We start from the raw sequence: 22136 nt of genomic DNA, 5'->3' as shown, positions 1-22136 counted from the left end.
GGACCTCCTCACCGGTTAAGATCGAACCGGACATGCTCACCGTTCCTCAGGCGGAGCAGGTACTTCTGGTATGCCTCCGGATGGCTCTGCATTGCAGCCTTCACCGAGTCCGCTTTGCTCTTGCCGGTCTGGTAGTGGCTGCTGACGGCCTGTTCGAACGTTGTTTCTTTTCCCTCGATGCCCAGGGCCGCGAAATAATCAGGCCCGCCCGCTTTCATCCTGGCCGAGAATTCCAGGAAAAGGTCGGGGTAGCTGTCCCGCGCCTCTTCCATCGCGGAAACTTTGTTCTTCCCTGTTCGGCCCATAATCAGCGCCACGGCTACTTCAAACGTCTTCGGTCGATCCATTTTGCACCTCCGTTTAGTTCGTTTCCCCTGGGGGTCCCAGCCGGCGGGGGCATCAACCGGCCAGGACCCGAAAGGAGATCAGATAATCACGGCAGGAAGGATACAGGGGAGGGTGGGAAGATGTCGAATCACCCAGGCACACCCAGGCACACGTGGACACAAAATATTGACAACGTCCGCTTCCTACTGTAATCAGAAATTAATTCTGAGATACATTTTCGAGAAATAACGATAATCATAATCGCTACTGAATACAAAATACCTCAATTTATATTTCTGAAATAAATCATTATGAATCAGAAATTGTTTATAAAAATCTATGAAACTGCCAGAAATGAAAGATACCGCTTTTTGTTTTGGGGATTTACATTTGGATTTGTTATTAGCTTATCTATTAAAGAATCCATGTTTCTTTGGGTTGTCTTTGGAGCTTTCTTAAGCGTAGTGTTTTCTATTATATATGAATTTACGATCCCATGGGCAAAAAAGATATACTTATCCGCAAAATTAAGTAAATTGCTAGGCCCCATGTTTGAATCAAGAGACGAGTGCATAATATTTATTACAGAATTCAAGAGAGATATTACTGAAAAAAGCCTGCAGGACTACAAGGGGCATTATGTTGTCGCTACAAGTCGTTTGATTGGATCAGGTGATGCAGAAGCTCTACCATATTTATATAATTTGTTGCTCAAAGCAAGAAAACCATATGACAAGATTAGGCTTGTTAGATCTTTTGAAAATGTGAACGATTACTATACTAGTAACTTTATATCAATTGGAGGATTAACTAATAGAGTTACAAGATCTCTGATGGAAAGTCATAGAGATGTATTTGACTACTATTTTTCAAAAAATGGCAGAGCTATAATTAAGAAATATGACTCTTACTATAAGTATATAGAAAATTCTCCTCGGTATGACTATGGAATAATTACGAAAGTTTCAAATCTGAACCATCAAGGTAGGGTAATTATCATCGTAGCAGGAATTAGTGATATGGGTACAGCTGGGGCAGCATTCCATTTGTTCGATAACTGTGAAAAAATCGTTGATGAATATGGTGAAAGTGATTTCTCAATAGTTGTTCAAGTATCAAAGGAAATTGGTGCTAAATCTGCAAGGGAGTTTAATTTTGAAAAAGAATCTAGAGAATGTGTGGAGGAATAGAAATGTATGGAGAAAGCGGTCATAAATGTAGGATATGTGGTTCTAATATGGAATGGGTAGAGAATATACCAACGCCTACTACATCTTCTGAAGCAAGTGGTGAAGTTCATGTTACTAGCACTATAGATGGCTCTTTATACAATCAATCAATAGCGAGCGGATCTTCTTATTGTGTTGATGACAGTGGATATGATGGTTCCGCTGGAAGATACCTAAAGGGAGCAAAACAGACGTACAGATGCCCTAAATGTCGAAATGAAATAGATGTCTTGATCAATTATTAGATGTATGATTGCGGAATGCATAATAATATCTTGTTTTGATTAATTGCTTGACGTAGTCGACAAATCTATCGCATTATCTTCTTGGTACTTTTCAATTTGTCGGCACCGATACGAATTTAAGCTTTCATGGGTTATCCTGAGGCAGGATCTAACCTTAAACCCGACCAACTCGCCGGTCATCAAAAGACGATAAACTGTTCTTCTACTTGTCCCAAGAACATCTGCGGCTTCATCAATCCGAAAATTTCGCTTCATCGTTTTCGCATCTCCTTTCTGGCCTTCTTCCCCTGGATGTTTCTTGATGGCTGCGGCGTCCATCGGCCTGTCCGGGAAAATCTGCTTAACAGGTAATAAACTTCATCCCGCAGAACGGTGCCTATCTCCCGCTTGTCTCGACCGTGCAACAACGGCGGTAATTTGTTCGCCCAGGCCAGAAGGGCGGTTTTCAGTTCGATGTTCCGGGCGGACCATTCCATCTGGACCTCGTCACGGGAAATGAGCTCACCCTGTTCTCTGGCAAGATTCATTTCTGCAGAAGTCGCCTTGGCAAGACGAAAGCGAAGATCCGCAGCCGCCTTTTGCTCACCCAGGCTGCCCGGCTCTTCCGTCTTCCGGCCATACTTCTCGAGGAACCGATCAAGTTCCGATCGGTCAAAGCTCCCGTCCGGATTCTGCCGAAGGTGTCCCTTCTTGATGTGATAGCTCAACATGCGCCTGGAACTGCCGACATAGAGGGCAGCCGCTTGCATTCCATCGATCCGCTCCGGCGGTTTCTCCCCTTCACCGTCGACCGGCGAGGGGCTTAATTCCCTTTCCAAGCGTTCCATGAGCTTCATTTCTGAGGGCTTCAGCGGCTTGCCTGCGCGAATCATCTCAATCAAATTCTGATAAGCCCGCACCCTGGCCACCTTCCCGGCCTTCATGAGGCGATTAATCACGTTTTCGTCCATTTGCTGCTCCGGTGAAAATTTAAGTTACAATGAATTTTCAACTTTGAACGCAGGGGATCAACGGGCTGTCTTGACCCCTATCATCGGTCGTTCTGGGAAGGACCCGCTGGCATGCAGGTCATGCCGCCACCTCGACCAGATAACCGTTGACTTTCTTAAGCTCGATCACACGTTCCATAACTCCTGTGCGCCTGTGGAACTCCACCCTTGCCCTGGCCCGTGCTTCGCCCTTCTCCGGTGTTCTCTTGACCATGATGCAGCAATCGGATTCCTGAGAGATGAACGATGAATCCCGGATTGATTCGTAGGACAAACCGGCATCATGCTTTCCCTTGGTTGTATGGCAGAGCAGGAAGATCACCAGATTGTTCGACACAGCCAGCGTCTTGAGCCTGCGGATGATGGCGCCGATCTCGATGTCAAATTTCTTCTGCTTGGCAAGGTCTACGAGGTAGTGGAGGTGATCGACAAAAATAACGCGGCTTCCATACTTCACCATGCCTTCCATGACACGCTCTTCGAACCAATCCAGAGCTCGAGGCTTGAGCTTTGCGGGCATGTAGATCATGGGGATCTGCGGGAACTGTGACAGGAACTGACGGGCGGGCACCTCGAAGGAAAACCACAGCGGGAATGTGGCGGTCCGCGCCATGTTGGCCGTGATTGTCTGAGCGAGCAGAGTCTTGCCGTTCTTCGTTGGGCCAGAGATCACGACGAGTTCCCCATCCTGGAAACCCTGGCATGCCCGATCAATTCCGGGGATACCGCTCATTGCATTGACATAGAGGGCTTCTTTCTCCCGGGACAGGTGCACCCATAGCTCACGACTGGAAACGATCCGGTCTTCCCCGTCATACTCGGCAAGATTTTTTCTCGGCTCTGATCTTCTCGACTGCATTTGATGCGTCCTCCATCATGGCATCCGCGATACGGATGAAATAATCGCAAAACTGAATGATCCGGCCTTCCTTGCGGAACGCTGTCTTGATCCGTGACAGGGCCCCGATCTCTGCCGCCTGGAAAGTGATCTCCTCCATGTGACTCTTAATCATCAGCGTATAGTGCAGGGCGACGGGATCAATGTCCTCCGGCTTCTGGTGTTCCTGCACCTTTGCCGCTGTCATGCGGTCGTATCTTTCGACGTCTTTCCATTCCTGGGCGGTCAGCATCACCATGAGGCCCTGTTCTCTTCAGGCATCTTCGCCCGCAGCTGATCGAATTGTTTCCGCAGCTTGCTTGTTGAGAGAATGTTCTTTTGCCAGAAGGGATCTGACCGGCACCATTCGATGACACGCCTGATGTCTTCGGGGCTCCGGTTGTCGACGCGGATCATCATGTCGATGTCCCTGGCCCATCGCTGAAGGTCTGGCTGTTTAAAACCGGGAAGTAGGGAAAGAATTTTCTGGTGAAGAAGCTCTGCAAGTCGGAGCTCGGCAGAGTCCGACGAAAAAGATTTTACTTCTTTTGTGTTTGTATGTTGTTCTTTGTTTGTTAGTGGTTTGTTGCTTTGCGTGTTGCTTTCAAGGATGTCAGATTGGTAAGTATTCCAATTTATAATGGTAATTATCGAATATTTGTTTGTTGATTTGATTGTTAAATTTTCGGTCCTCTTCAGGAAGTCAATAATAGTGCGGATTTCCTGTATGCTGAGCCCCGTTTCCATCGATGCTTTCTTCAATCCGAAGATGAACTGACCCGGCATCAGGTGGACGACCTGCAAGCCCACAATGGCGTCGAACTCCTTGTGGGATGCCTTCAGAAGGCACCACGTCCAGAAGGCCCATAGCTTGTGGTTCCTGATCCAGCCTGCATCGAGGGACTTACGCCACAGGCGGACATAGCCCCGGTTCACAGACTGTACCTCCTGGGATTAGGAAATCTGACCGACATGAGACGTGCGATCTCCTCTTCCGGACATGGTCCGTCCATGACAACCTCTCCATTCTCATTGGCAAGCTCACACAACATCAGGAGCATGTTCGCGGCCTGGGGATCCTTTTTGAACATGCGGTCGTAATCCCGCCTGAACTTCCGGTTCGGTTTAAACATGGCTTTCTCCTCCCTCCCTCTTGAAGAGTCGTCGGATCCACCCGAAGTGATCCTGCTTGGTCAGGCGGCACAGGGCCTTTTCCAAGGTTTGGTGCTCGAGATCTGTGTTGGAATAGAAGAAGACCCCGCGTAGGAATCCCGACCGACTGAAGGATAGGTAAATGCCCAGGCTGTCGTCATGGTTCTTCCCCTGCATTCGATTCTTCCTGCTCATTGACGTCGCTCCCTTCTCGCTTTCAATTCTGCGGCGGTTATCCCGGGTGAGTCCTGGACCCATGAAATGATTTCGTCCTCAACGAACATCAGCCTTCCGCCGACCTTCCTGAACGGGATTCCTCTTCGGAGGACCAAATTTCGGACTGCCCCCGGAGAACGATCTAGGAATGCAGACGTCTGTTGAATGTTCCACAACACGATCTTCCCGTTGTTCATGCCACCCCCAGAAAAACAAAAAGCCGAAACCCCCCATACTTTGAGATGGGGCATTTCGGCTGGCTGGCTGCCGGTTAGAACAGATTCGCCTTGGCTGGCTTGCCGATTTATTTACTTGTTCAGTTGATACTTACCGGCTTGTGTTCTTGTAAGCCGATATTCGCTCTTTTTCCCTTTTCCTATAATTATTAGCTTTTTAGGGAATTTGCCCGACTCAGACAAGATGATCTTGTCTTCTTCAATGCATTCCGTTATTAATAATTGCTTGTCTATTTGATTCATTTCCCGCACCTAATTCCTACAATTACTTAGTCAAATTTCTTCAGGTACACATTAAGGTACATATCAAGATTTGCTAATCCACTACACATTTTAACCCAAGGGACGAAAGCGCAATTTCCTTTCAGGAAATTATCAATAAAATCTTCCGTATTGGGATAGATGTCATGAATGGCTTCTTCATATCTTTTGAAATCCCGTTTTGTATTAACATTATTAAGAAACCCGAGATAATCTGAAAGGGAAAAGCCAAACCAATTCAGCATAGACCTTTTCATGTAATTGATTGACTCTATGGAATATCTGATATTATCGACTTCAGGCCAATATACATATTTGTCTAAATTGCGCTGATGTTGATTAAATAATGAGGCCAAGAAATCTATGTTAAAGTCATCTCTAACAAGACCTATACAGGGGATCAATTGTATATAATAGTGTTGCTTATCATAATATTGTTTTCCCTTATAGATCTCAGTAGGCTGGAATATGCCTTTTTCCTCCAATCCAACAATGACTTCTCTCGGAAGTTTTGGAAGAGCCAACTTGCGGATTGACCAAATACTACTTTTTGAATGAATAGCATCCCAAACATCGACAAAGTGCATATATCGATCTTCAACAGAATCCATCTCTCGATAATATTTACCGTTTACCTCAATATATTTTGATAGTTTATGGCGTTGATCAACGATTGCATTTTCCCATTTTTCGGAGGTGATTGTTTTCTGAATGTCGGCAAGTTTATAACCTTTGGCTTTCAATTCATAAATCCGGCTAATCGCCGAAAGAGCTTCTTCAGGTTCAGGGAAAATGAGGGACACGCCGTGGAGGTACGTTCCCTTCTTGATTGGCTCCGGTAACAGACCCATTTCCAGATAGTGCCGGATTGTCCTCGCGGTGACCTTGTAACCGCGGGCCGTCATTTCCTGAACAATTCCTTTGATTGTGATGCCCATGAATCAATCCAATATGAAAGATGCCACATCAATCTAATTTTGTCGTATCTATACTTATGACATACACCAATGTCAAGAGAATTTTGTGATCCATTCCAAGGCATAAGAAGGGGTGGTGTGAAAATGGTGTTCAGATTTGACCGAGCATCTGCTTCTGCATCCAACGCTCTATACAGCCATTTTCCTGGTGTGAAATCTGGTGTGACTCGGTAGGCGAAAAATGACTTTTGTGTACTTTTTGGTGATGTTTTGTGACAGAGAAAAATCAGTGGAAAAACCAAAGAAAATGGATAGATAGCGAAAACGACAAAACAAAAAAGCGTTGGCCCGGATTGAATCCGGAGACCAACGCTCTATCCACCTGAGCTAATCGCCCTTGTTGTCATTCCGGTCGCTTTCAACAAGCGCTCAATGCCTGCCGTCCGAAGCGCCGATCATCCGACGGTTCCGGGTCCCGCTCGGGGTCCCCCTCTCCGGCCGGACATGCTCAAAGAAGGAACCGCTTTTGCCATTTTTCAGAACCGTTGTCAACCGCTTATTCATGGCAATCCCGCGGATCTCCCCGTTCTTCGTGCGTTTTACGGGAATGAACCGGTTTTCAGGCTGACATTGTCCCGCGTCAGGTTATAAGGCATCGGGAGGCATGCCGCCGCTTCACCATTCAGATCGGGTCTTTCCTGAACTGCTGGATATCGTCCAGGAGTCCGTATTCACTGATGCGCCGGTACAGGGTGGTGCGGCCGATTTTGAGGGCCTGGGCGGCCTGCCGGATGTTGCCTTCGTAGTGCTTCAGCGCGGCGATGATCTCGTTCTTCTCCACCTCGTCCAGGGTGTTGATGAAATTCCCGGAGCAGCTTCGTCTTGCGGCCTGCAACTCGCGGCCGGAGACGATCGGTTCGGGCAGATGCGCCCTTTCGATCATCATGCCTTCCGCAAGGTGCACGGCATGCTCGATGACGTTTTCCAGCTCGCGCACGTTTCCCGGCCAGGGATAGGCACAGAGCAGATCGTAGGCCTCGTCGCTGACGATGCGGACATCCTTGTGCAGCAGCGTGCGAAAACGCTCCAGGAAGAAGGGGACCAGGATCGGGATGTCGTCGAGGCGCTCCCGGAGCGGTGGAATCATGATCTCCACCACGTTCAGGCGATAGAAAAGATCCGAACGGAAACGTCCCCGCCGGACAAGCTCCTCCAGACTGACATTGGTGGACGAGATGATCCGGATGTTGAGCTTGATCGGGCGGCCGCCCCCCACCGGCGTGATCTGCCTCTCCTGCAGGACCCTGAGCAGCTTGGGCTGGACTTCCAGGGGCATGTCGCCGATCTCGTCCAGCAGAATGGTCCCGCCCTGGGCCTGAACGAACTTGCCTTTCATGCCCTTCGCTCGTGCCCCGGTAAAGGCGCCCGCCTCGTAGCCGAAGAGCTCGCTCTCGATCAGCTCCCTGGGAATGGCCGAACAGTTGATGTCGACGAAGGGCTCCCCCCTTCGCGAACCGGCCTGATGAATCGCCTGGGCGAAGATCTCCTTGCCGGTGCCGCTCTCGCCGCAGATGAGCACGGTGGAGGAGCTTTCGGCCACGACCTTGGCGATGTTCACGCACCGCCTGAACTCCCTGTTCTCACCGATCAGCGACAGGAAATCGTAGCGCAGGCCGGTGCGTGCCGCCGACGGGAAGGAAGTCAGTTCCACAATCCAGCCGGCGTTGCGTTTGTTCGGCAGAACGACCTCGGTGATTTCGGCCCGGGCCTGGATGGTGGGGGTGTTGATTGCGAGCGTTTCTTTTCGCGCGAGCTGCTTGGACTGCCGGTGGAGAAAATCGTTCCATTCCGGCAGCAGGGTCTCCACAAGATGATCCCGCCGGCTCGTGTCGGTGAGCGCGATGTGAAGCATCCGCTGTGCGGCGGGGGTGGCATGCAGAATCCACCCGTTGGGTCCCACGGCGAAGATGGCCTTCTCGTCGCTGAGGCGCTCGATATAGGCCCTGAGGACCCACAGTTCGGAGTGTTCCCGCCGCGACTCGATCTCCTGGGAGGCGTTGGCGGCCATCAGCAGGATAAATCGCTCCATCCACTCCTGCGTCGTGCCGAAATCGCCTTCGAGCGGGCTGATGTACCCGATGGCGGCATCGATCCGGTCGTCGCACTTGACGGGTGCGGCAAAGAAGTGCCTGTCCCGGAACAGGGCCAGGTAGTTTTCCTCTCCCCGGGTCGTAAACGGAACGCCGTGCCGGAGGGCAAGGCCGAAGGCGTTGGTGCCGCACAGATCAAGAGAGAGGGATTCCACCCGCTGGATCCGCTTCTGCGTCGCCCCCTGGGCGCCGATCACGGTCAGGACGGTGCCGTGGGCGTCGGTGGCGATGAGATTGAACGGCAGATCGGCCGGTACGCTCTGCTTCAGGAGCTCTTCGAGACAGTAGAATATGTCCGCTGTTGAATAGATTGCATTGGCGGAGGCCGGAACGTTTCTCAGGCCGCAGTCCAGGCCGGTCTGCCCGGCCTCTTTTAACGATTCTGCGATGAACCGCTGCTTCTCCTCGGACGGGAAATGCGCTGGTCGCACGGACGCCTCTCTTTTGCAAAGAATCCAACATCAGCAACCATTTGATTTGTTTCGACGAACATCGGAACAGCCGTGATGTCGCGGGACGGATCATACCCTATTATCCACCGGCATTCCAAAGCAATTAGCCATATTTTGCATTCTGTACACGAATCCATCCGGATACCGGCTTTTCCCTTGACACCTGCCTTGATGGCGGCGGTGCAGTTAAAGACCCTTGCCAATCGCTTCCTTGAGCTGACACAGTACCTCCTTCAGGTCCGAGACGAGGATGTAGTCGCTCATCTGACACATCGGGGCGTTTTCATCGGTATTCACGGCCACGATGGTCTTGGCGTCCCGGATGCCCACGGTGAACTGCACCTGGCCCGAAATGCCCATGACCAGGGCGAGTTCTGGTCTGCAGAGCTTGCCGGACAGACCGATGACCCTCTCCTCGCTCAGCCACTTGCGGTCCGTCGCCACGGGCTTGGAGCAGGCCAGCACACCGCCGAGCCCCCGGGCCACCTCGTCCGCCAGGGCCAGCGCGGCTTCGTCGGACAGCCCCTGGCCCACGGCCAGGATGACCCCGGCCGCCTCGATGTCGATGTTGTCTTTTCCAAGTTTTCTGCTTTCTTTGACGGTCATTCGGGTCGGCGGCGCCGATACGGCCACGGGGCGGACGGAACCGCCCGAACCGGCCTCCGCCTGCGCATAGGCCTTGGGACTCACCGTCACGACCTTCTTCGCGCTCGTGACGGCCTGCGTGGCTTCCGTCGCCCCGCCCAGGGTGTTGCGTACGGCGCGAAGCTCGCCGCCGGACCGTTCGACGGTCACCTCCCGATGCGGCCTTCCGCCTTAAGGGCGGCAATCAGTTCCGGCACGTCCTTGACGACGATGCGCTTTCGATCCTGCTCCGGCGCCAGGTTGCCCAGGGTCCTGACCGGTGAGGGAGCGACCGCTTCTCCGGAAAACGCGTCCCGGCCGTAAAGCGTTTTGGGCTTTCGGCCCGCCTTCAGGATTCTGGTCACGCTGGGGATGCTCGGCTCGTTGATGTCGGCCAGCATGCCGACCACGGCAGGCAGCCCGATGTCGCCGAAGGTCAGCGGAACGTCTTCCAGCACGGGTTCACGGTTCCGGATGCGGATCTGCTTCAGGTCCGGCACCTGTTTCATGGCTACAACGATATTCATGATCGGTCGTCTCCTTGTGTGTTCATACCTTATCCCTTCGCCGTCCTTCATCCGAACCGGTATTGCACGCCGGCCTCCGCCGGGAGCCGGACCGGCCGCACAACCTCCGGTTAACGCATGCCGGCCAGGATGGTGCCGGCCACGACGATCTTCTGCAGGTCGGTCACGCCTTCGACTTCCTTCATCATGATGGCGTCCCGATAGATGCGCTGCGCCTTGTAGTCCATCATGAGGCCATAGGAGCCGTGGATGTCCATCATGACCCGGGCCGCCTCCACGTGGTTCGTGCCGGCGACGGCCTTGGCCAGGGCGGCCTCCTTGCGGTAGTTGACGATGTCCTTGGGATTGTTGGCCAGCTGTCCCAGGCGGTAGCAGATCCACCGCGTCTGGTCGTAGAGCATGACCAGCTGGGCGATGGCCATCTGCACGGTCTGGAACTTGGCGATGGGCGCCCCGCGGTGCAGCTTCTCCGTGGCGTACTTCAGGCCCTCGTCGTAGGCGGACAGAATCCCGCCCAGGGAGCACGCTCCCGAACCGAGCTTGCCGAAGGCAATGCCGGTCTGAAGGATGTCGAACCCCTGCCCGGCCTCGCCCAGGAGGTTTTCCCGGGGAATGCGGTATTCCTTGAGGTACACGTCCAGCAGCGGCCCGCCGTGCAGGCCGAGCTTCTTCCAGGGCTCCGAGATGGAATAGCCGTCGATCCACTTCTCGCCGATGAAGGCCGACACCTTGCCGGTCTCGCTCTCCTTCGCAAAAACCACCATGGGACCCTTGAAATTGGCGTTGGAGATGAAGCGCTTCGTTCCGTTGAGCACGTAGTGGTCGCCGTCGGCGGTGTAGGTGGTGGTGAGCTGCTTGGGATCCGACCCGGTGCCCGGCTCGGTGAAGGCAAAAGAGGAGATCTGTTCGCCCCGGCAGCAGGGCGGCAGGAACCGCCGCTTCTGGTCTCCGCTGCCCAGGTAGTGGATGGTTTCCAGGGCGACCGTGCCGGCCGAGACGATCATGGACACGCCCTGGGAGACCCGGGCAAGCTGCTCGATCACGATCACGAAGCTTTCCTTGTCGGCCCCCGCCCCGTCATACTCTTCCGGGAAGGACAGGCCGAAGACGTCCAGATCGGCCAGCCCCCTGAGGACATTCTCCGGTACCTCGTTGGTCTGGTCGATCTGCTCTGCGATCGGCTCGATGTTCTTTACGGCAAACTCCCGGGTGCTCCTCTGAATCAGCTCCTGTTCCTTGGTAAAATTGAAGTTCATCTCGTTCTCCTTCTGAAACGGTCATGCAGGGGCGTCTCTGACTGCGGCGCCTGGGAAAAGGTTACTCGTCCGTCTCGATCGAGTGTTCATCCACGAAAGGATATTCCTCCCGCTCGATCTGCATCCCCCGGTCGCGCACCTTGGTGACCACCCCGATCAGCGTCGCCCGCGCCACCAGCAGGGGCGGGTTGAGGATATCGGACGCCGACGGGCTGCCGTCGATCGCCTCGATGACCTTGTGGACCCGGAGCTCCACCTGCCGGGAGGTATTGCCGATCCGCGAGAACCAGCCCGTGACCTCGATGTAGTCGCCGGAATAAACCGTGTGAAAGAACTCAACGTTCTTGTAGCCCGCCAGGAATCCTTCGTCGCCGCTGTCCATGATGCTCAGCTCCAGCCCGGCATCCTCCATGAGCTGCATGATCGTAGCGCCGCTGACCATCCCGTTGCGGTAGTGCCTGTCCTTTTCGCTGATGCGAACGCGAATGCGTGCCTTCTTCATCTTCGTCTCCCCCTCACGGTCTTTGTGTCATTCCGCACGCGTCCATCTAATCTCGTACGGAACGGTGTATCCTCCCAGGATCCGATTGATTTCGGCCTCGATCCGGCCGCGTTCATCCCTGTCCTGCAGACTGATGACGGCCAGGTTGCCGTGCTTCCTGTCCGGTATGACCTGTATGTCCGCCGTTGCTCCGATATCCGCCAGGGCCTCCTGGAAAACCCGCCTGGTCTGGTCTGCCCTGAGCTCCGGTTTGAAGATCTTGCCGATCACTGTCATGGGCATCGCTTCGAGGATGATTACGTCCTTGGGAACGGCCGGAGGGTCGGCGATGTTCGCGGCGGCAAACGCACGGATCTCGTCGGCGTCGGCCGTCTTGCCCGGCTTGAGAGTCACGTAGGCCACCGGCAGCTCGCCCGCATAGGTGTCGGGCCGCCCCACGGCCGCGCATTGCAGAACGGCCGGATGCCGTTCGATGGCCTCTTCGATGACGCCCGAATCGATGCTGTGGCCGCTGCGGTTGATCATGTCCTTGGTGCGGCCGGTGATGTAAAGCTCCCCGTCCTCGTCCAGGTAGCCCATGTCGCCGGTCTTGAACCAGCCGCCTTCGATGAGCGCCTCGGCATCCTTGGACGAGTCGGTGTAGCCGGCAAAGATTCCGGGCCCACGCAGTAGCACGGCTCCGGTTTCGTTGGTTCCGCACGGGGCCCCCAGGCTGCCGTCGGCGTTGAGGTGACGGACCGCGAGCTCCTCGTAGGGCGGCCGCATTCCCAGGCACCCGAGCTTGACCGGGGCTCCGACGGGATTCATGGCCCCCAGGGCGGTCGACTCCGTCATCCCGTACATCTTATAGACCGGAATGCCGAACGTATCCCGGTAATACCGCTCGGTCTCCACCGGCAGGGCCGCACCGCCGGTATAGAAGGCGCGGATCGAGCTCAAGTCCTCGCCCTGCGGGGGCACGCCCGAGATGGCCACCATGTTGGCAGGCACGCCGCCGACGTGGGTGGGCCGGTAGCGGGCGACCATCTTCCAGTGATTGGCCAGGGCCTTGGGGTTCCGGAAGCCGCCCGCCGTGGGGATGATGATCTGGGCCCCGGAACACAGGGGCGACAGGCCCAGGATTACGGAACCCGCCACGTGGAACAGGGGCAGCGGATTGACGCCGATTGCATCCGGTGTATAGCCGTACATCTGGGCGATGGCCCAGACGGCATAAACCATGTTTCCCTGGGTCAGGCGGGCGAGCTTGGGCGAACCGGTGGTCCCGCCGGTGTGGAAATAGGTGCAGACGTCCCGGCGCGAGAACGTTCGTTTCGAGGTCAGGGCATCGCCGGGCTGCTCGTCGAGTTTTTCATCGAAATTCCAGATATTCCGGGAGGGATCGCTTTTCGCTCCCACCAGGAGAAGCGCCTTCAGGCCCGGGACCAGGTCGCGCACGGCCAGGGCCTTCTCCAGCATTCCCGGCATGGCGGGGGACCCGAAGACCACCGCGACCTTGACACCGGCAGCGTTCATCAGCTCGGCGATCTGTTCGGGGTTGAGCAGAAAATTGATGGGGCAGGCGATCCCGGCGGTCTGGGCCCCCCACAGGGCGAAGTGGGTCTGCGGCATGCCGGGCATCAGGATACCCACGGCATCGACGGGACCGACGCCGAGGGCATGGAAGGCGTTAGCCGCCTGCGTGATGCGGGCGAAAAGCTGCCTGTGGGAGATGCGTACGGCTTCATCCTTGTCCTCTCCGGTGGGCAGGAAGGTGATTGCCACCTTGTCGGGGAACTGGCTTGCCGCATCGCGAAAAAGCTCGTAGGTGCTCTGCGCGGAGAGTACGTCCTCCCAGGGTACCTTCTCCAGCGCTTCGATGTCCTTCATGCCGCCGATCGGTGTTACGGAAAAAACCATGTCCTTCTCCCCTTTCTTCCCCGGCGCCGGCCGGAATATCCGGCTCGGTGCCTTGGCGCTTTGTGGTTGAAAACAGCCGGTTCAGATCACCTTTTCCTCCGCCAGGGCTTGCAGATCCGCCTCTCCCAGTCCGATTCCGGCATAAATCGAAGCATTGTGCTCGCCCGGCTCCGGGACTGACGATTCAACGGCGCCCGGAGTGTCGCTGTCCTTTTGCTCCCGAATGCGGACCCTGCCGGGCGCACGCATCCGGGTATCCGGCCGGTTCTGATGCATCGGCCGTTCCAATAAACATAACATATTGAAAAAACGTTTGTATTTGCACTATGGCCGTTCGCGGGCCGTTGTTATCATGTTCCGACACGGAACACACCCTCCCACGACGTCGTCCTATCCACTTGTTTACGTTGGTTTTCCCATTCTGGAACATGCCCTCCCGGGGCGTCCCGGAGCCAGGTTTCTTTTGACATGCAGAGCCGGTTTGCTTTATATACCGCCGCCGTTAGGATCTCTTTTCGATCATTGGAGGAACGTAATGTCTGGACATGGTATTGAGCACGTGGATCCGGCCAACAAAAAGATTGCATTGCTGATAGCGGTCCTGGCCCTTTTCCTTGCCTTGAGCGAGACAATGGCTAAAAGCGCCCAGACTTCGGCATTGAACTACAACATAGAAGCGTCCAACCTCTGGGCGTTCTTTCAGGCGAAGACCATCCGCATGACGACGCTGCGCACCGCGGCCGATGCGGCGGAGACGGAATGGAAGCACGAGAGGAATCCCGCGAAGGCAGAAGCGCTTCAGAAGCAGATGGAGGGCTGGCGGAAGGTTGCAGCCACGTATGATTCAGAGCCTGATAAGGGTGAGGGCCGCAAGGAATTGTCCGCTCGTGCCAAAGCGGCCGAGGCAAAACGTGCTCACTCCATGGCGGCGTACCACTACTACGAACTGTCTTCGGCAGCCCTGCAAATCGCCATCGTCCTGGCATCGGCTGAGATCATTACGGGAGTGGTGGCCCTGGTCTGGATATCCGGGGGACTGGGGGTTGTCGCTGTAGCTCTCGGCGCCATAGGAATGTTCGCACCGATGGCGATTCATCTTTTCTGAGTTCCCGTAAAAAAATGTCCTGACTTCGTCATTCCCGATCGCCTTCAGACGGTCCTTCCTGAACGCGAAGGCGGTACGGCAGTTCCCGCGCCCCGCGTCTCCGCCCTTTCCTTACGTCCGGTTCGGCACCGGATGTCGCAAAAGAACGGCCGTTCGAAGACAACCCAATGGATTAAGATGGTATTCCGGGACATACATGTCTCCTCAGAGCTTCGCGGCAGGCATCCGTTTTGTTCCGCCGCCGCCTGTTTCCATTCCGCTGTCCTCCGCATCGCAAAGCAGATCCCGTTGTGCAATTGCACGCCCAATATCCGCCGTCAGCAAAATACTCATCAAATGCTTCAACAAGCATATTGACATATGTGCCAAGATTTGCATAATGCCCTCAGATTCGTTCCGGAAGTTCTCTCTATTCCCTGTTGTGTTCTACTACTCCGGGGCGCAATTCAGAAAGCCCGGCCATGCGGGAACATGGTCCGGGCTTTCGCTTTTCCAGGATATTTTTTTGCTTCGGCGGTTCATCCGGCCGATGGTGCGAAACCGGCGCGGATGACGCATGAACCGGCAAATGCCGTATTATCGCATGAGTCGCCGCATCGAAGAATTGTAGGAAACAATTTGCAGAAGGATGAGCACCAGCATGATCGCTTCGCTTGAAACGGGCAGTCCCCGGTACGAGAAAATGTTTTCCCGCTGAAGCGCATCGGAAGCCAGCTCCTGTTTGTCCGCCTCGAACAGATGGAAACCGATCCCCAGGGAAATCATCCCCGTCTTGCCGTCAACAGCCCGATCCGGCGGGACACGGTAAACCGACACCTGAATGCAGGAGAGGAAAAACAGGAAAATCAGCATGGCCAGCGTGATCAGAAACGTCGTCTTGGTCGCCTTTCCCGTCAGGATGGACTCGCGTTCGTCCCGCTCCCGCATGAAGGTGATCCTGGAGATGACCTGATCCCTCAGTGCTTCTGAGACGGTCAACCGAAAACAGAGATAAAGGGAAATCACCATCCAGGCCGCGATAAACAATCCGGAAACGGCATTCACGAGGCTGACAGGGGCGTTGTTCCGATCCAGCAATCCCTGGCTGTAGCAATAGCCGAATACGGCGAACACGACGCCGACTGGAAGCCCGTATAAAAAAACCTTCAGCAGGACCGTATCGAAGCGTTTCATCTTTCCTCCTCCGCAATCGAGAAAATGGAATGTATGTCCGTCTTGAAATACCGGGCGATGCGAAACGCCAGCTCGAGAGACGGATTGTACCCCCCGCCCTCAATGGCTAGGATCGTCGCCCGGGTCACACCGACTTCTTTCGCGAGCTGTTCCTGGGTCATCCTCTGCTCCGCCCGAAGAACATGCAGGCGATTCACGATCTTGAGCTGTGGCTGGGATTTTGACATGCCGGGCACCCTCATGTTTCGTGGTTGGTGCCCGCATGTAAACCATACATTACATATTGTCAAGTTAATTTTACTTAGCGGGGAAGGTTCCATCCCACAAAGCGATTCGGAGAGCCCGGCCATGGGGGAATGGAATAAATCGGCGATCCGCTTTTGAATGCGCGGGTCTGACTGCGCCGAAGATCGGATATCAGGGCTTACGGAAGCAGGGCGATTCCGCGTTTACAGCTTCAACCGGTTGATCATTGCAAACATCGTTTCATGGAACTTTCCGTAAGGCGGATAGAACATGTCCGGTTTGGAAATTCCCGGAAAGGAAAATACCGGTTTCATTTTGCTGAATTCCAGAAACCCCTCGTAACCGTGATACTGTCCCATCCCGCTGGCACCGATGCCGCCGAACGGCATGTCGTGCTGCACCGCATGAAACATGCAGTGGTTCAGCGTGACACCGCCCGAGATCGTACCGAAGAGTATTCTTTCCTGAACGGCGGAATCATGGGTGAACAGATACAGGGCAAGCGGGCGGTCCTTGCCGTTGATATAATCCACGACGTCGTCCAGATTTCGATAGGTCATCACCGGCAGCAGCGGCCCGAATATCTCCTCCTGCATGATGCGCATATCCTCCGTCACGTCCAGCATGACATGGGGCGGAAATTTTCGTAATGCATCATTGAATTCGCCGTCGACCAATTTGAATGCGCGTGCGCCTCGGGTCGTGGCATCCAGAAACGTTTCCCGCAAACGGCGGTAGGAACGATCGTCGATGATCGAGGTATAATCGCCACCGTTTATATCGGCGTATCGCCGGCTGACGATTTCCCTGGCAAGATCCGCGAATTTTTCCGCTTTCTGTTCCGGTACGAACAGGTAATCGGGCGCAATGCAGGTCTGCCCCGCATTGATGAACTTTCCGTACAGAATCCGCAAGGCGGCTTCCCTTAAATCGAAATCGTCACAGATGATGGTCGGACTCTTGCCGCCGAGTTCCAGCGTAACCGGGCAGAGATTGTCGGAGGCGCTGCGCATGACGACTCTGCCGGAGTCGGCCGAACCGGTGAAGATCAGGTGATCGAAGGGCAACGACGAGAACTCGGCCCCTGTCACATCCGGCAGGATGGTCACAAGGTTCTGCGGGAACTTCTTCTTGAACAATTCATGCATCAGCCGGCAGAGATTGCGGGAGTTGGCCGCCATTTTGATCATGCAGCGATTGCCGGCGGCCAGTGCGCTGGTAAGGGGACTGCACATCAAAAACAGCGGGTAGTTCCAGGGGACCACAATCCCCACGACGCCTTTCGGTTGTGGAATCACCCTGTTTTTCCCCGTCATGAACAGCACGGAGACATGGCGGTTCTGGCGTTTCATCCAGCGCTTCAAATGCCGAATCGTATAGCGAATGCCGGACAGCGAGCCGTATCCCTCCAGCAGTTTGGTCTCGATCGGGCTGCGATTTCCAAAGTCCGCCGAAACGGCCTCCGCAATGGCTTCGATGTTCTCTGAAATCAGTGCCTCGAGCGTCCGCAGGCTCGCAACCCTGCTTTCATATGTTGGAAACGGCTCGTTGCTGTACGCCTGCCTCTGAAAAAGATATGCCCGCTGCGCCTCCGTATACGGTTCAGAGAATCCGGATTTCTGTGCCGTTTGCCCCATATTGCCCCCCATTTCTTTCCTGATCATCGACCTTCAGACGTTTTCCTGAATCACCGGGACATTCGGTCCTGTCATTCCACCGCATGCCCGACCTGCTGCTTCTCCATACCCGCCGATCTTCGTTTGAGAACCCGCAACATCCGCGACGGCCGTCCTGCACCGTATCCGTGTCCAGGTGACCGCGGATTGCCTTGTCACTGGCTATCTTATTGTAATCATTTAGTTGTTCACAGCATATGCCATAAATGACATAATCGATCGGGCATCGCGTGTCAAACCATTTCCATGGCTTTCTCCACATGAATCGACCGGTCTTATGGAAATAATATTCTTTGGACAGGATCGGAGCACGGTTCTATACGACCGATGCTCGATACGGACATCTTCCCGTTATGCAATGCGCTGTGACACGGGAAGTGAAAATGGACTCTTTGCGTACTTGTGGTGGCGTTTTGCGACGCGCAAACGGAGAAGGTACAAAAGGAAATGGATGGAACGCGAATATCGGAAAGCGGAAGAACGCCGCCCCGGATTGAAGCCGGACGACAACGCTCCATTTACCTGAAGGAACGGCCTGCTTTCCCGAATGGTCCCGGTTTCTGGTTTCTCCGGAGACCGCATCTTCAGCCGATATCTTTTTCCCGACTCCTTCAGACAGCCGTAGACAGCCGTCAAGGTCTGATCCGCCCGGGTTCCGCAACTCCCGGATCTTCCACTTTCTCTCTTGGAATGCTCACGGCTCCCAGGATTGCCCGGACGGGCTCGCTCCGGTTCATGCAGTAGATGTGCAGGCCCTCGACTCCGTTCCGGATCAGCTCTTCCGCCTGCCGGACCGCATGTTCGAGGCCGTATTTTTCGACCTCCCCGGGCCGGTCCATGACGCGGTCCAGCTTCTCGCCCAGGCCGGAGGGGATTGTGGCGCCGCAGAGGCAGACGATCCGCTTGATCTGGTTGTAGTTCAGGATGGGCCACAGCCCCGGCAGGATGGGGACCTGGATCTTCATGGCCCGCGCCCGGTCGCGGAATCGGAAGAAGAACTCGCTGTTGAAGAAGAGCTGGGTGACGATGAAATCCGCCCCGGCATCGATCTTCTTCTTGAGGTTCTTCAGGTCGTCGTCGAGGGAGGCGGCCTCGGGATGGCCTTCCGGATATCCCGCCACGCCGATGCAGAAAGGCCACCTCCGGTGGATGAACTCCACCAGGTCGCTGGCGAAGTTGAAGCCTCCCGGCGTGGGCGTGAATGTTTCCTGGCCCGTCGGCGGATCCCCCCGGAGGGCAAGGATGTTCTCGATATTCCGTTCCTGGAAGGCGTCCAGCGTCCGGGCGATGTCGTCCCGGGTGGCCTCGACGCAGGTCAGGTGGGCCAGCACCTCACGGCTGAAATCGTTCTTCACCTTCGAGGCGATCTCCAGCGTCTTGTCCCGGGTGCTTCCGCCGGCTCCATAGGTGACGGAGATGAAGTGGGGATCGAACGTGCCCAGTTCCCCGATCGTCGAAAAGAGGCTCTCCAGGTTGCCCTCCCGCTTGGGCGGGAAGACCTCGAAAGAGAGACAGAACCGGTTTTCCTTCAGGATCTTCTTGATTTCCATGCACTAACTCCCTTAAAGGCCGGTATTCATGTCATTTTGGCCGTTTCTTGTCAACCCCATTTCGTGAAACTGATTGATTTTCCTGCAAGATACTGGTAAACGGCAGCCATGTTGGTGCTGCATTCCAGGATCCATCTGTTCTTGCGGGCCGCCACGGCGGTCATCCCCTTGCTGCTGCTCATTTCCGCCTCTGCCTTTGCCGGCGGGGAAATCCAAAATGTCCGCCACTGGACGGCACCGGACCAGACCCGAGTCGTCTTTGACGTCAGCGACGGAATCGTCTTCACCGTCCACAAGGAGGCCGGACGGGTTTTCATCGATTTCCAGGATACGACCCTCAAGGATTCTCTCCCCTCCACCATCGACATGAAGAAGCCGTCCATCGAGAAGATCGTTCTGGGACGGGGCCCCGAGGATATCCTCCGGGCGGAGCTCCACCTCCCGGAGGGCGCCGAGTCGAAGGTGTTCCGCCTGAAACGTTTTCAGGACCGGCCCGAGCGGGTGGTGGTGGACCTCCGGCTGCCCGCCCTGGAAAAAAAGGAGAGCGAGACCCGCCAGGCCGTCAAGAAAGACCGGAGGGAACGGATCATCATTATCGATCCCGGCCACGGAGGAGACGACCCCGGGGCGCTCGGACGCCACGGCACGAAAGAAAAGGACGTGGTCCTCCAGATCGGCAGGAAGCTCCGCGACGAGTTGAACGGCCGGGAAGGTTACCGGGCCTTCCTGACCCGGAACGGCGACTACTACGTGCCGTTCCGAAAACGCGTCACCATTGCGAAGGAATACGGCGCGGACCTCTTCGTCAGCATCCATGCCGACGCCGTGAAGGGAACCCATGCCCGGGGCAGTTCCGTCTACGCCCTGTCCCTGAGCGGGGCGTCCAACGAGGCGGCCCGCCTCCTGGCAACCAACGAAAACCTGTCGGACATTATCGGCGGCGTCTCCGAGGAGGAGAGCGGCGAAGAGACCGACGCGATCCTGCTCAACATGTTTCAGACGAACACCATCAACCGCTCCATGCTCTTCGGATCGACCGTCCTGAACCGCCTGGGGGACGTGGGAAACATCAAGTTCGCCAGCGTCCAGCACGCCCCCTTCCGGGTCCTGAAGCTGCCGGACATCCCGTCCGTCCTGGTGGAAACAGCCTATATCTCCAACCCGGAGGAGGAAAAACTCCTCAAGCACCGCCTGCACCAGCAGAAGATCGCCGGGGCCATCACCGATGCCATCACAGAGTTTCTGCCGGCGGAAGAGACCGGCGAGCCGGACGGGAAGATCGTAAGAAGAGGCCGGAGCGGACGGGAAGACCGGACGGCCGTGGCCCCGTACCTCGTCAAACGGGGCGAGACCCTTGCCGGAATCGCGAAGAAACACGACACGACCCTGGCGGTCCTGTTGAAGCTGAACGACATGAAGATCGACGACCCGCTCCTGTGGGGGCGCAAAATCAAGATCCCCGCCGCCGATTCCGGGGAAGAAACGGTGCAGCCGAAGAAAGCGGCAGGAGGACGGGAGCCTGCTCCGAAGAGGCGCGTCCTCACCTACCGGGTAAAAAAAGGGGAATCGCTGGGATGGATCGCCCGGGAAAAGCAGGTTTCCCTCCAGGTGCTGCTGGAGGCCAACAACATGAAGAGGGACGATCCCCTCTTCGTGGGACGCCTTCTGAAAATCCCCGTCGCCGATGCGGATTCCGATGCAGCCAAGGCAGGTGAAAAGCCGAAAAAGGTGGCGGGCAAGCGCGAGAAAACGGTTTATTACCGGGTGAAAAGGGGCGACAATCTGACGGAGATTGCCCGGCGCCACCATACCTCGGTCGAGAATCTGATGAGCCTGAATTCCCTCAAGCGCAACGATCCCCTCTATGTGAACAAGCGTCTCCGGGTCCCGTCTCCCTCCGCCCCGTGAGAACAGTCATGAAACAGATCCTTCTGAACGCCCTGTTGATCCTGCTGGCCGTCCTCGGGTCCGCCGCGGAGGCATGCGCCGGGGCACGCCCGGATGCGGCACCGTGGAGCATTTCCGTTGCGGGCCTGGCACCCGATGCCGTCCCGGCCTTTCCTCACCCGGCGCAGCCTTCCGGGGAAGAGAACCGGAACGGGAATCCCCCCCCTGCAGAGACTCCTTCTATCCGGGAGGAGGCCCGACACTATGTCGACGAGGCGATGCCCGTCCTTTCGCCTTCCTGGGCAAAGAGGGAAAAATACTGGTCGGACTTCGGGCGAGTTGCTTCCCACCCTTGGGAAGGAAGCAACGGCGAAGCCTGGAACGAATTATACTTCCGGCACTTCCGCCTGTCCCTGTCGACCATGCCCGATGAGGAGACCCACCTGAAAAACCTGGTCCCCGGGCAGAAAGAGGAAAGCCAGCGCTGGGAAAGGTTCCGGACTCTTCAAGACCGGCTTCGGGCCGGCTCCTACCGGGAGGCCGCCGAATCCCTGGGCGTTGTCGTCGAGCCCCGGATCCGCCTGGGAATCGAGTTCTGATTGTGCTATAGCGCCGCAGACGAATGAATGGAGGACCGATC

The 22136-nt window shown here is 55.7% G+C and carries 25 protein-coding genes; 4 read left to right on the top strand and 21 right to left on the bottom strand.

The window, feature by feature from the left end; translation table 11 throughout:
* Positions 1-8: 8 nt before the first annotated feature.
* Entirely contained in the window at positions 9-347 is a 339-nt protein-coding gene (locus tag HPY65_17975; protein NPU86371.1) for a hypothetical protein, read from the bottom strand.
* A 291-nt stretch (positions 348-638) separates the two neighbouring features.
* Here HPY65_17975 and HPY65_17970 point away from each other — a divergent pair, with 291 nt between their 5' ends.
* On the top strand, positions 639-1517 hold the full coding sequence (locus HPY65_17970) for a hypothetical protein (protein ID NPU86370.1): 879 nt from the start codon (positions 639-641) through the stop codon (positions 1515-1517).
* 323 nt (positions 1518-1840) lie between these two features.
* Here the strand turns inward: HPY65_17970 and HPY65_17965 are convergent, their stop codons facing one another.
* The 15 genes from HPY65_17965 to HPY65_17895 all read right to left on the bottom strand — a co-directional run bounded on the left by HPY65_17965 (position 1841) and on the right by HPY65_17895 (position 14108).
* Positions 1841-2056: a helix-turn-helix domain-containing protein gene (locus HPY65_17965; protein ID NPU86369.1), complete on the bottom strand. Its 216-nt coding sequence runs from the start codon at positions 2054-2056 to the stop codon at positions 1841-1843.
* On the bottom strand, positions 2053-2751 hold the full coding sequence (locus tag HPY65_17960; GenBank protein NPU86368.1) for a hypothetical protein: 699 nt from the start codon (positions 2749-2751) through the stop codon (positions 2053-2055). Before HPY65_17960 ends, HPY65_17965 begins: the two co-directional genes overlap by 4 nt.
* 118 nt (positions 2752-2869) lie before the next feature.
* Positions 2870-3649, bottom strand: a complete 780-nt coding sequence (locus tag HPY65_17955; protein ID NPU86367.1) for a hypothetical protein — start codon at positions 3647-3649, stop codon at positions 2870-2872.
* Entirely contained in the window at positions 3603-3926 is a 324-nt protein-coding gene (locus HPY65_17950; GenBank protein ID NPU86366.1) for a hypothetical protein, read from the bottom strand. Before HPY65_17950 ends, HPY65_17955 begins: the two co-directional genes overlap by 47 nt.
* Positions 3920-4603, bottom strand: coding sequence for a hypothetical protein (locus HPY65_17945; protein ID NPU86365.1), 684 nt, complete (start codon positions 4601-4603; stop codon positions 3920-3922). Before HPY65_17945 ends, HPY65_17950 begins: the two co-directional genes overlap by 7 nt.
* Positions 4600-4800: a hypothetical protein gene (locus tag HPY65_17940; protein ID NPU86364.1), complete on the bottom strand. Its 201-nt coding sequence runs from the start codon at positions 4798-4800 to the stop codon at positions 4600-4602. The genes HPY65_17945 and HPY65_17940 overlap by 4 nt, the downstream gene beginning before the upstream one ends.
* Positions 4793-5014, bottom strand: coding sequence for a hypothetical protein (locus HPY65_17935; GenBank protein ID NPU86363.1), 222 nt, complete (start codon positions 5012-5014; stop codon positions 4793-4795). Before HPY65_17935 ends, HPY65_17940 begins: the two co-directional genes overlap by 8 nt.
* A 526-nt stretch (positions 5015-5540) precedes the next feature.
* Positions 5541-6470 carry a MerR family transcriptional regulator gene (locus tag HPY65_17930; GenBank protein ID NPU86362.1) on the bottom strand — a complete coding sequence of 310 codons (930 nt, stop codon included), beginning with the start codon at positions 6468-6470 and terminating at the stop codon, positions 5541-5543.
* A 661-nt stretch (positions 6471-7131) separates the two neighbouring features.
* The gene (locus HPY65_17925) at positions 7132-9030 is read right to left on the bottom strand and encodes a sigma 54-interacting transcriptional regulator (protein NPU86361.1); all 1899 of its coding nucleotides are present in this window, start codon (positions 9028-9030) and stop codon (positions 7132-7134) included.
* A gap of 207 nt (positions 9031-9237) precedes the next feature.
* A complete protein-coding gene (locus HPY65_17920) occupies positions 9238-9846 on the bottom strand; it encodes an electron transfer flavoprotein subunit alpha/FixB family protein (GenBank protein NPU86360.1) in 609 nt (202 codons plus the stop codon).
* A complete protein-coding gene (locus tag HPY65_17915; GenBank protein ID NPU86359.1) occupies positions 9843-10202 on the bottom strand; it encodes a hypothetical protein in 360 nt (119 codons plus the stop codon). The genes HPY65_17920 and HPY65_17915 overlap by 4 nt, the downstream gene beginning before the upstream one ends.
* A 110-nt stretch (positions 10203-10312) precedes the next feature.
* Complete coding sequence (locus tag HPY65_17910) at positions 10313-11458, bottom strand: acyl-CoA dehydrogenase (GenBank protein NPU86358.1); 1146 nt, start codon at positions 11456-11458, stop codon at positions 10313-10315.
* A gap of 61 nt (positions 11459-11519) precedes the next feature.
* Positions 11520-11960 carry a 3-aminobutyryl-CoA ammonia lyase gene (locus tag HPY65_17905; GenBank protein ID NPU86357.1) on the bottom strand — a complete coding sequence of 147 codons (441 nt, stop codon included), beginning with the start codon at positions 11958-11960 and terminating at the stop codon, positions 11520-11522.
* Positions 11961-11987: 27 nt separating this feature from the next.
* Positions 11988-13859 (bottom strand): acyl-CoA synthetase, encoded by a 1872-nt coding sequence (locus tag HPY65_17900; protein NPU86356.1) that lies wholly within the window; start codon positions 13857-13859, stop codon positions 11988-11990.
* An 81-nt stretch (positions 13860-13940) separates the two neighbouring features.
* Positions 13941-14108, bottom strand: coding sequence for a hypothetical protein (locus HPY65_17895; protein ID NPU86355.1), 168 nt, complete (start codon positions 14106-14108; stop codon positions 13941-13943).
* A gap of 286 nt (positions 14109-14394) precedes the next feature.
* Between HPY65_17895 and HPY65_17890 the strand changes: the two genes are divergently transcribed.
* On the top strand, positions 14395-14964 hold the full coding sequence (locus HPY65_17890) for a DUF4337 domain-containing protein (GenBank protein NPU86354.1): 570 nt from the start codon (positions 14395-14397) through the stop codon (positions 14962-14964).
* Positions 14965-15168: 204 nt separating this feature from the next.
* On the opposite strand, the gene HPY65_17885 is transcribed toward HPY65_17890, so the two are convergent.
* The 5 genes from HPY65_17885 to metF form a co-directional block, all read right to left on the bottom strand.
* Entirely contained in the window at positions 15169-15342 is a 174-nt protein-coding gene (locus HPY65_17885; GenBank protein NPU86353.1) for a hypothetical protein, read from the bottom strand.
* Positions 15343-15540: 198 nt separating this feature from the next.
* The gene (locus tag HPY65_17880; GenBank protein ID NPU86352.1) at positions 15541-16137 is read right to left on the bottom strand and encodes a hypothetical protein; all 597 of its coding nucleotides are present in this window, start codon (positions 16135-16137) and stop codon (positions 15541-15543) included.
* Positions 16134-16337 (bottom strand): helix-turn-helix transcriptional regulator, encoded by a 204-nt coding sequence (locus HPY65_17875; protein NPU86351.1) that lies wholly within the window; start codon positions 16335-16337, stop codon positions 16134-16136. The genes HPY65_17880 and HPY65_17875 overlap by 4 nt, the downstream gene beginning before the upstream one ends.
* A 249-nt stretch (positions 16338-16586) precedes the next feature.
* Positions 16587-18047 carry a coniferyl aldehyde dehydrogenase gene (locus HPY65_17870; GenBank protein NPU86350.1) on the bottom strand — a complete coding sequence of 487 codons (1461 nt, stop codon included), beginning with the start codon at positions 18045-18047 and terminating at the stop codon, positions 16587-16589.
* Between the two features lie 644 nt (positions 18048-18691).
* The gene (gene metF / locus HPY65_17865) at positions 18692-19609 is read right to left on the bottom strand and encodes a methylenetetrahydrofolate reductase [NAD(P)H] (protein NPU86349.1); all 918 of its coding nucleotides are present in this window, start codon (positions 19607-19609) and stop codon (positions 18692-18694) included.
* A gap of 168 nt (positions 19610-19777) precedes the next feature.
* Here metF and HPY65_17860 point away from each other — a divergent pair, with 168 nt between their 5' ends.
* Together HPY65_17860 and HPY65_17855 are read left to right on the top strand one after the other, a co-directional pair.
* The gene (locus HPY65_17860) at positions 19778-21517 is read left to right on the top strand and encodes a LysM peptidoglycan-binding domain-containing protein (GenBank protein ID NPU86348.1); all 1740 of its coding nucleotides are present in this window, start codon (positions 19778-19780) and stop codon (positions 21515-21517) included.
* Between the two features lie 8 nt (positions 21518-21525).
* The gene (locus HPY65_17855) at positions 21526-22095 is read left to right on the top strand and encodes a hypothetical protein (GenBank protein NPU86347.1); all 570 of its coding nucleotides are present in this window, start codon (positions 21526-21528) and stop codon (positions 22093-22095) included.
* The last annotated feature ends 41 nt before the right edge of the window (positions 22096-22136 follow it).

The sequence above is a fragment of the Syntrophaceae bacterium genome (genome assembly GCA_013177825.1).
Classification (GTDB): Bacteria; Desulfobacterota; Syntrophia; order Syntrophales; family PHBD01; genus PHBD01.
The sequence above is the reverse complement of the archived record's forward strand: the minus strand, read 5'-3'. Positions and strand labels throughout refer to the sequence as shown.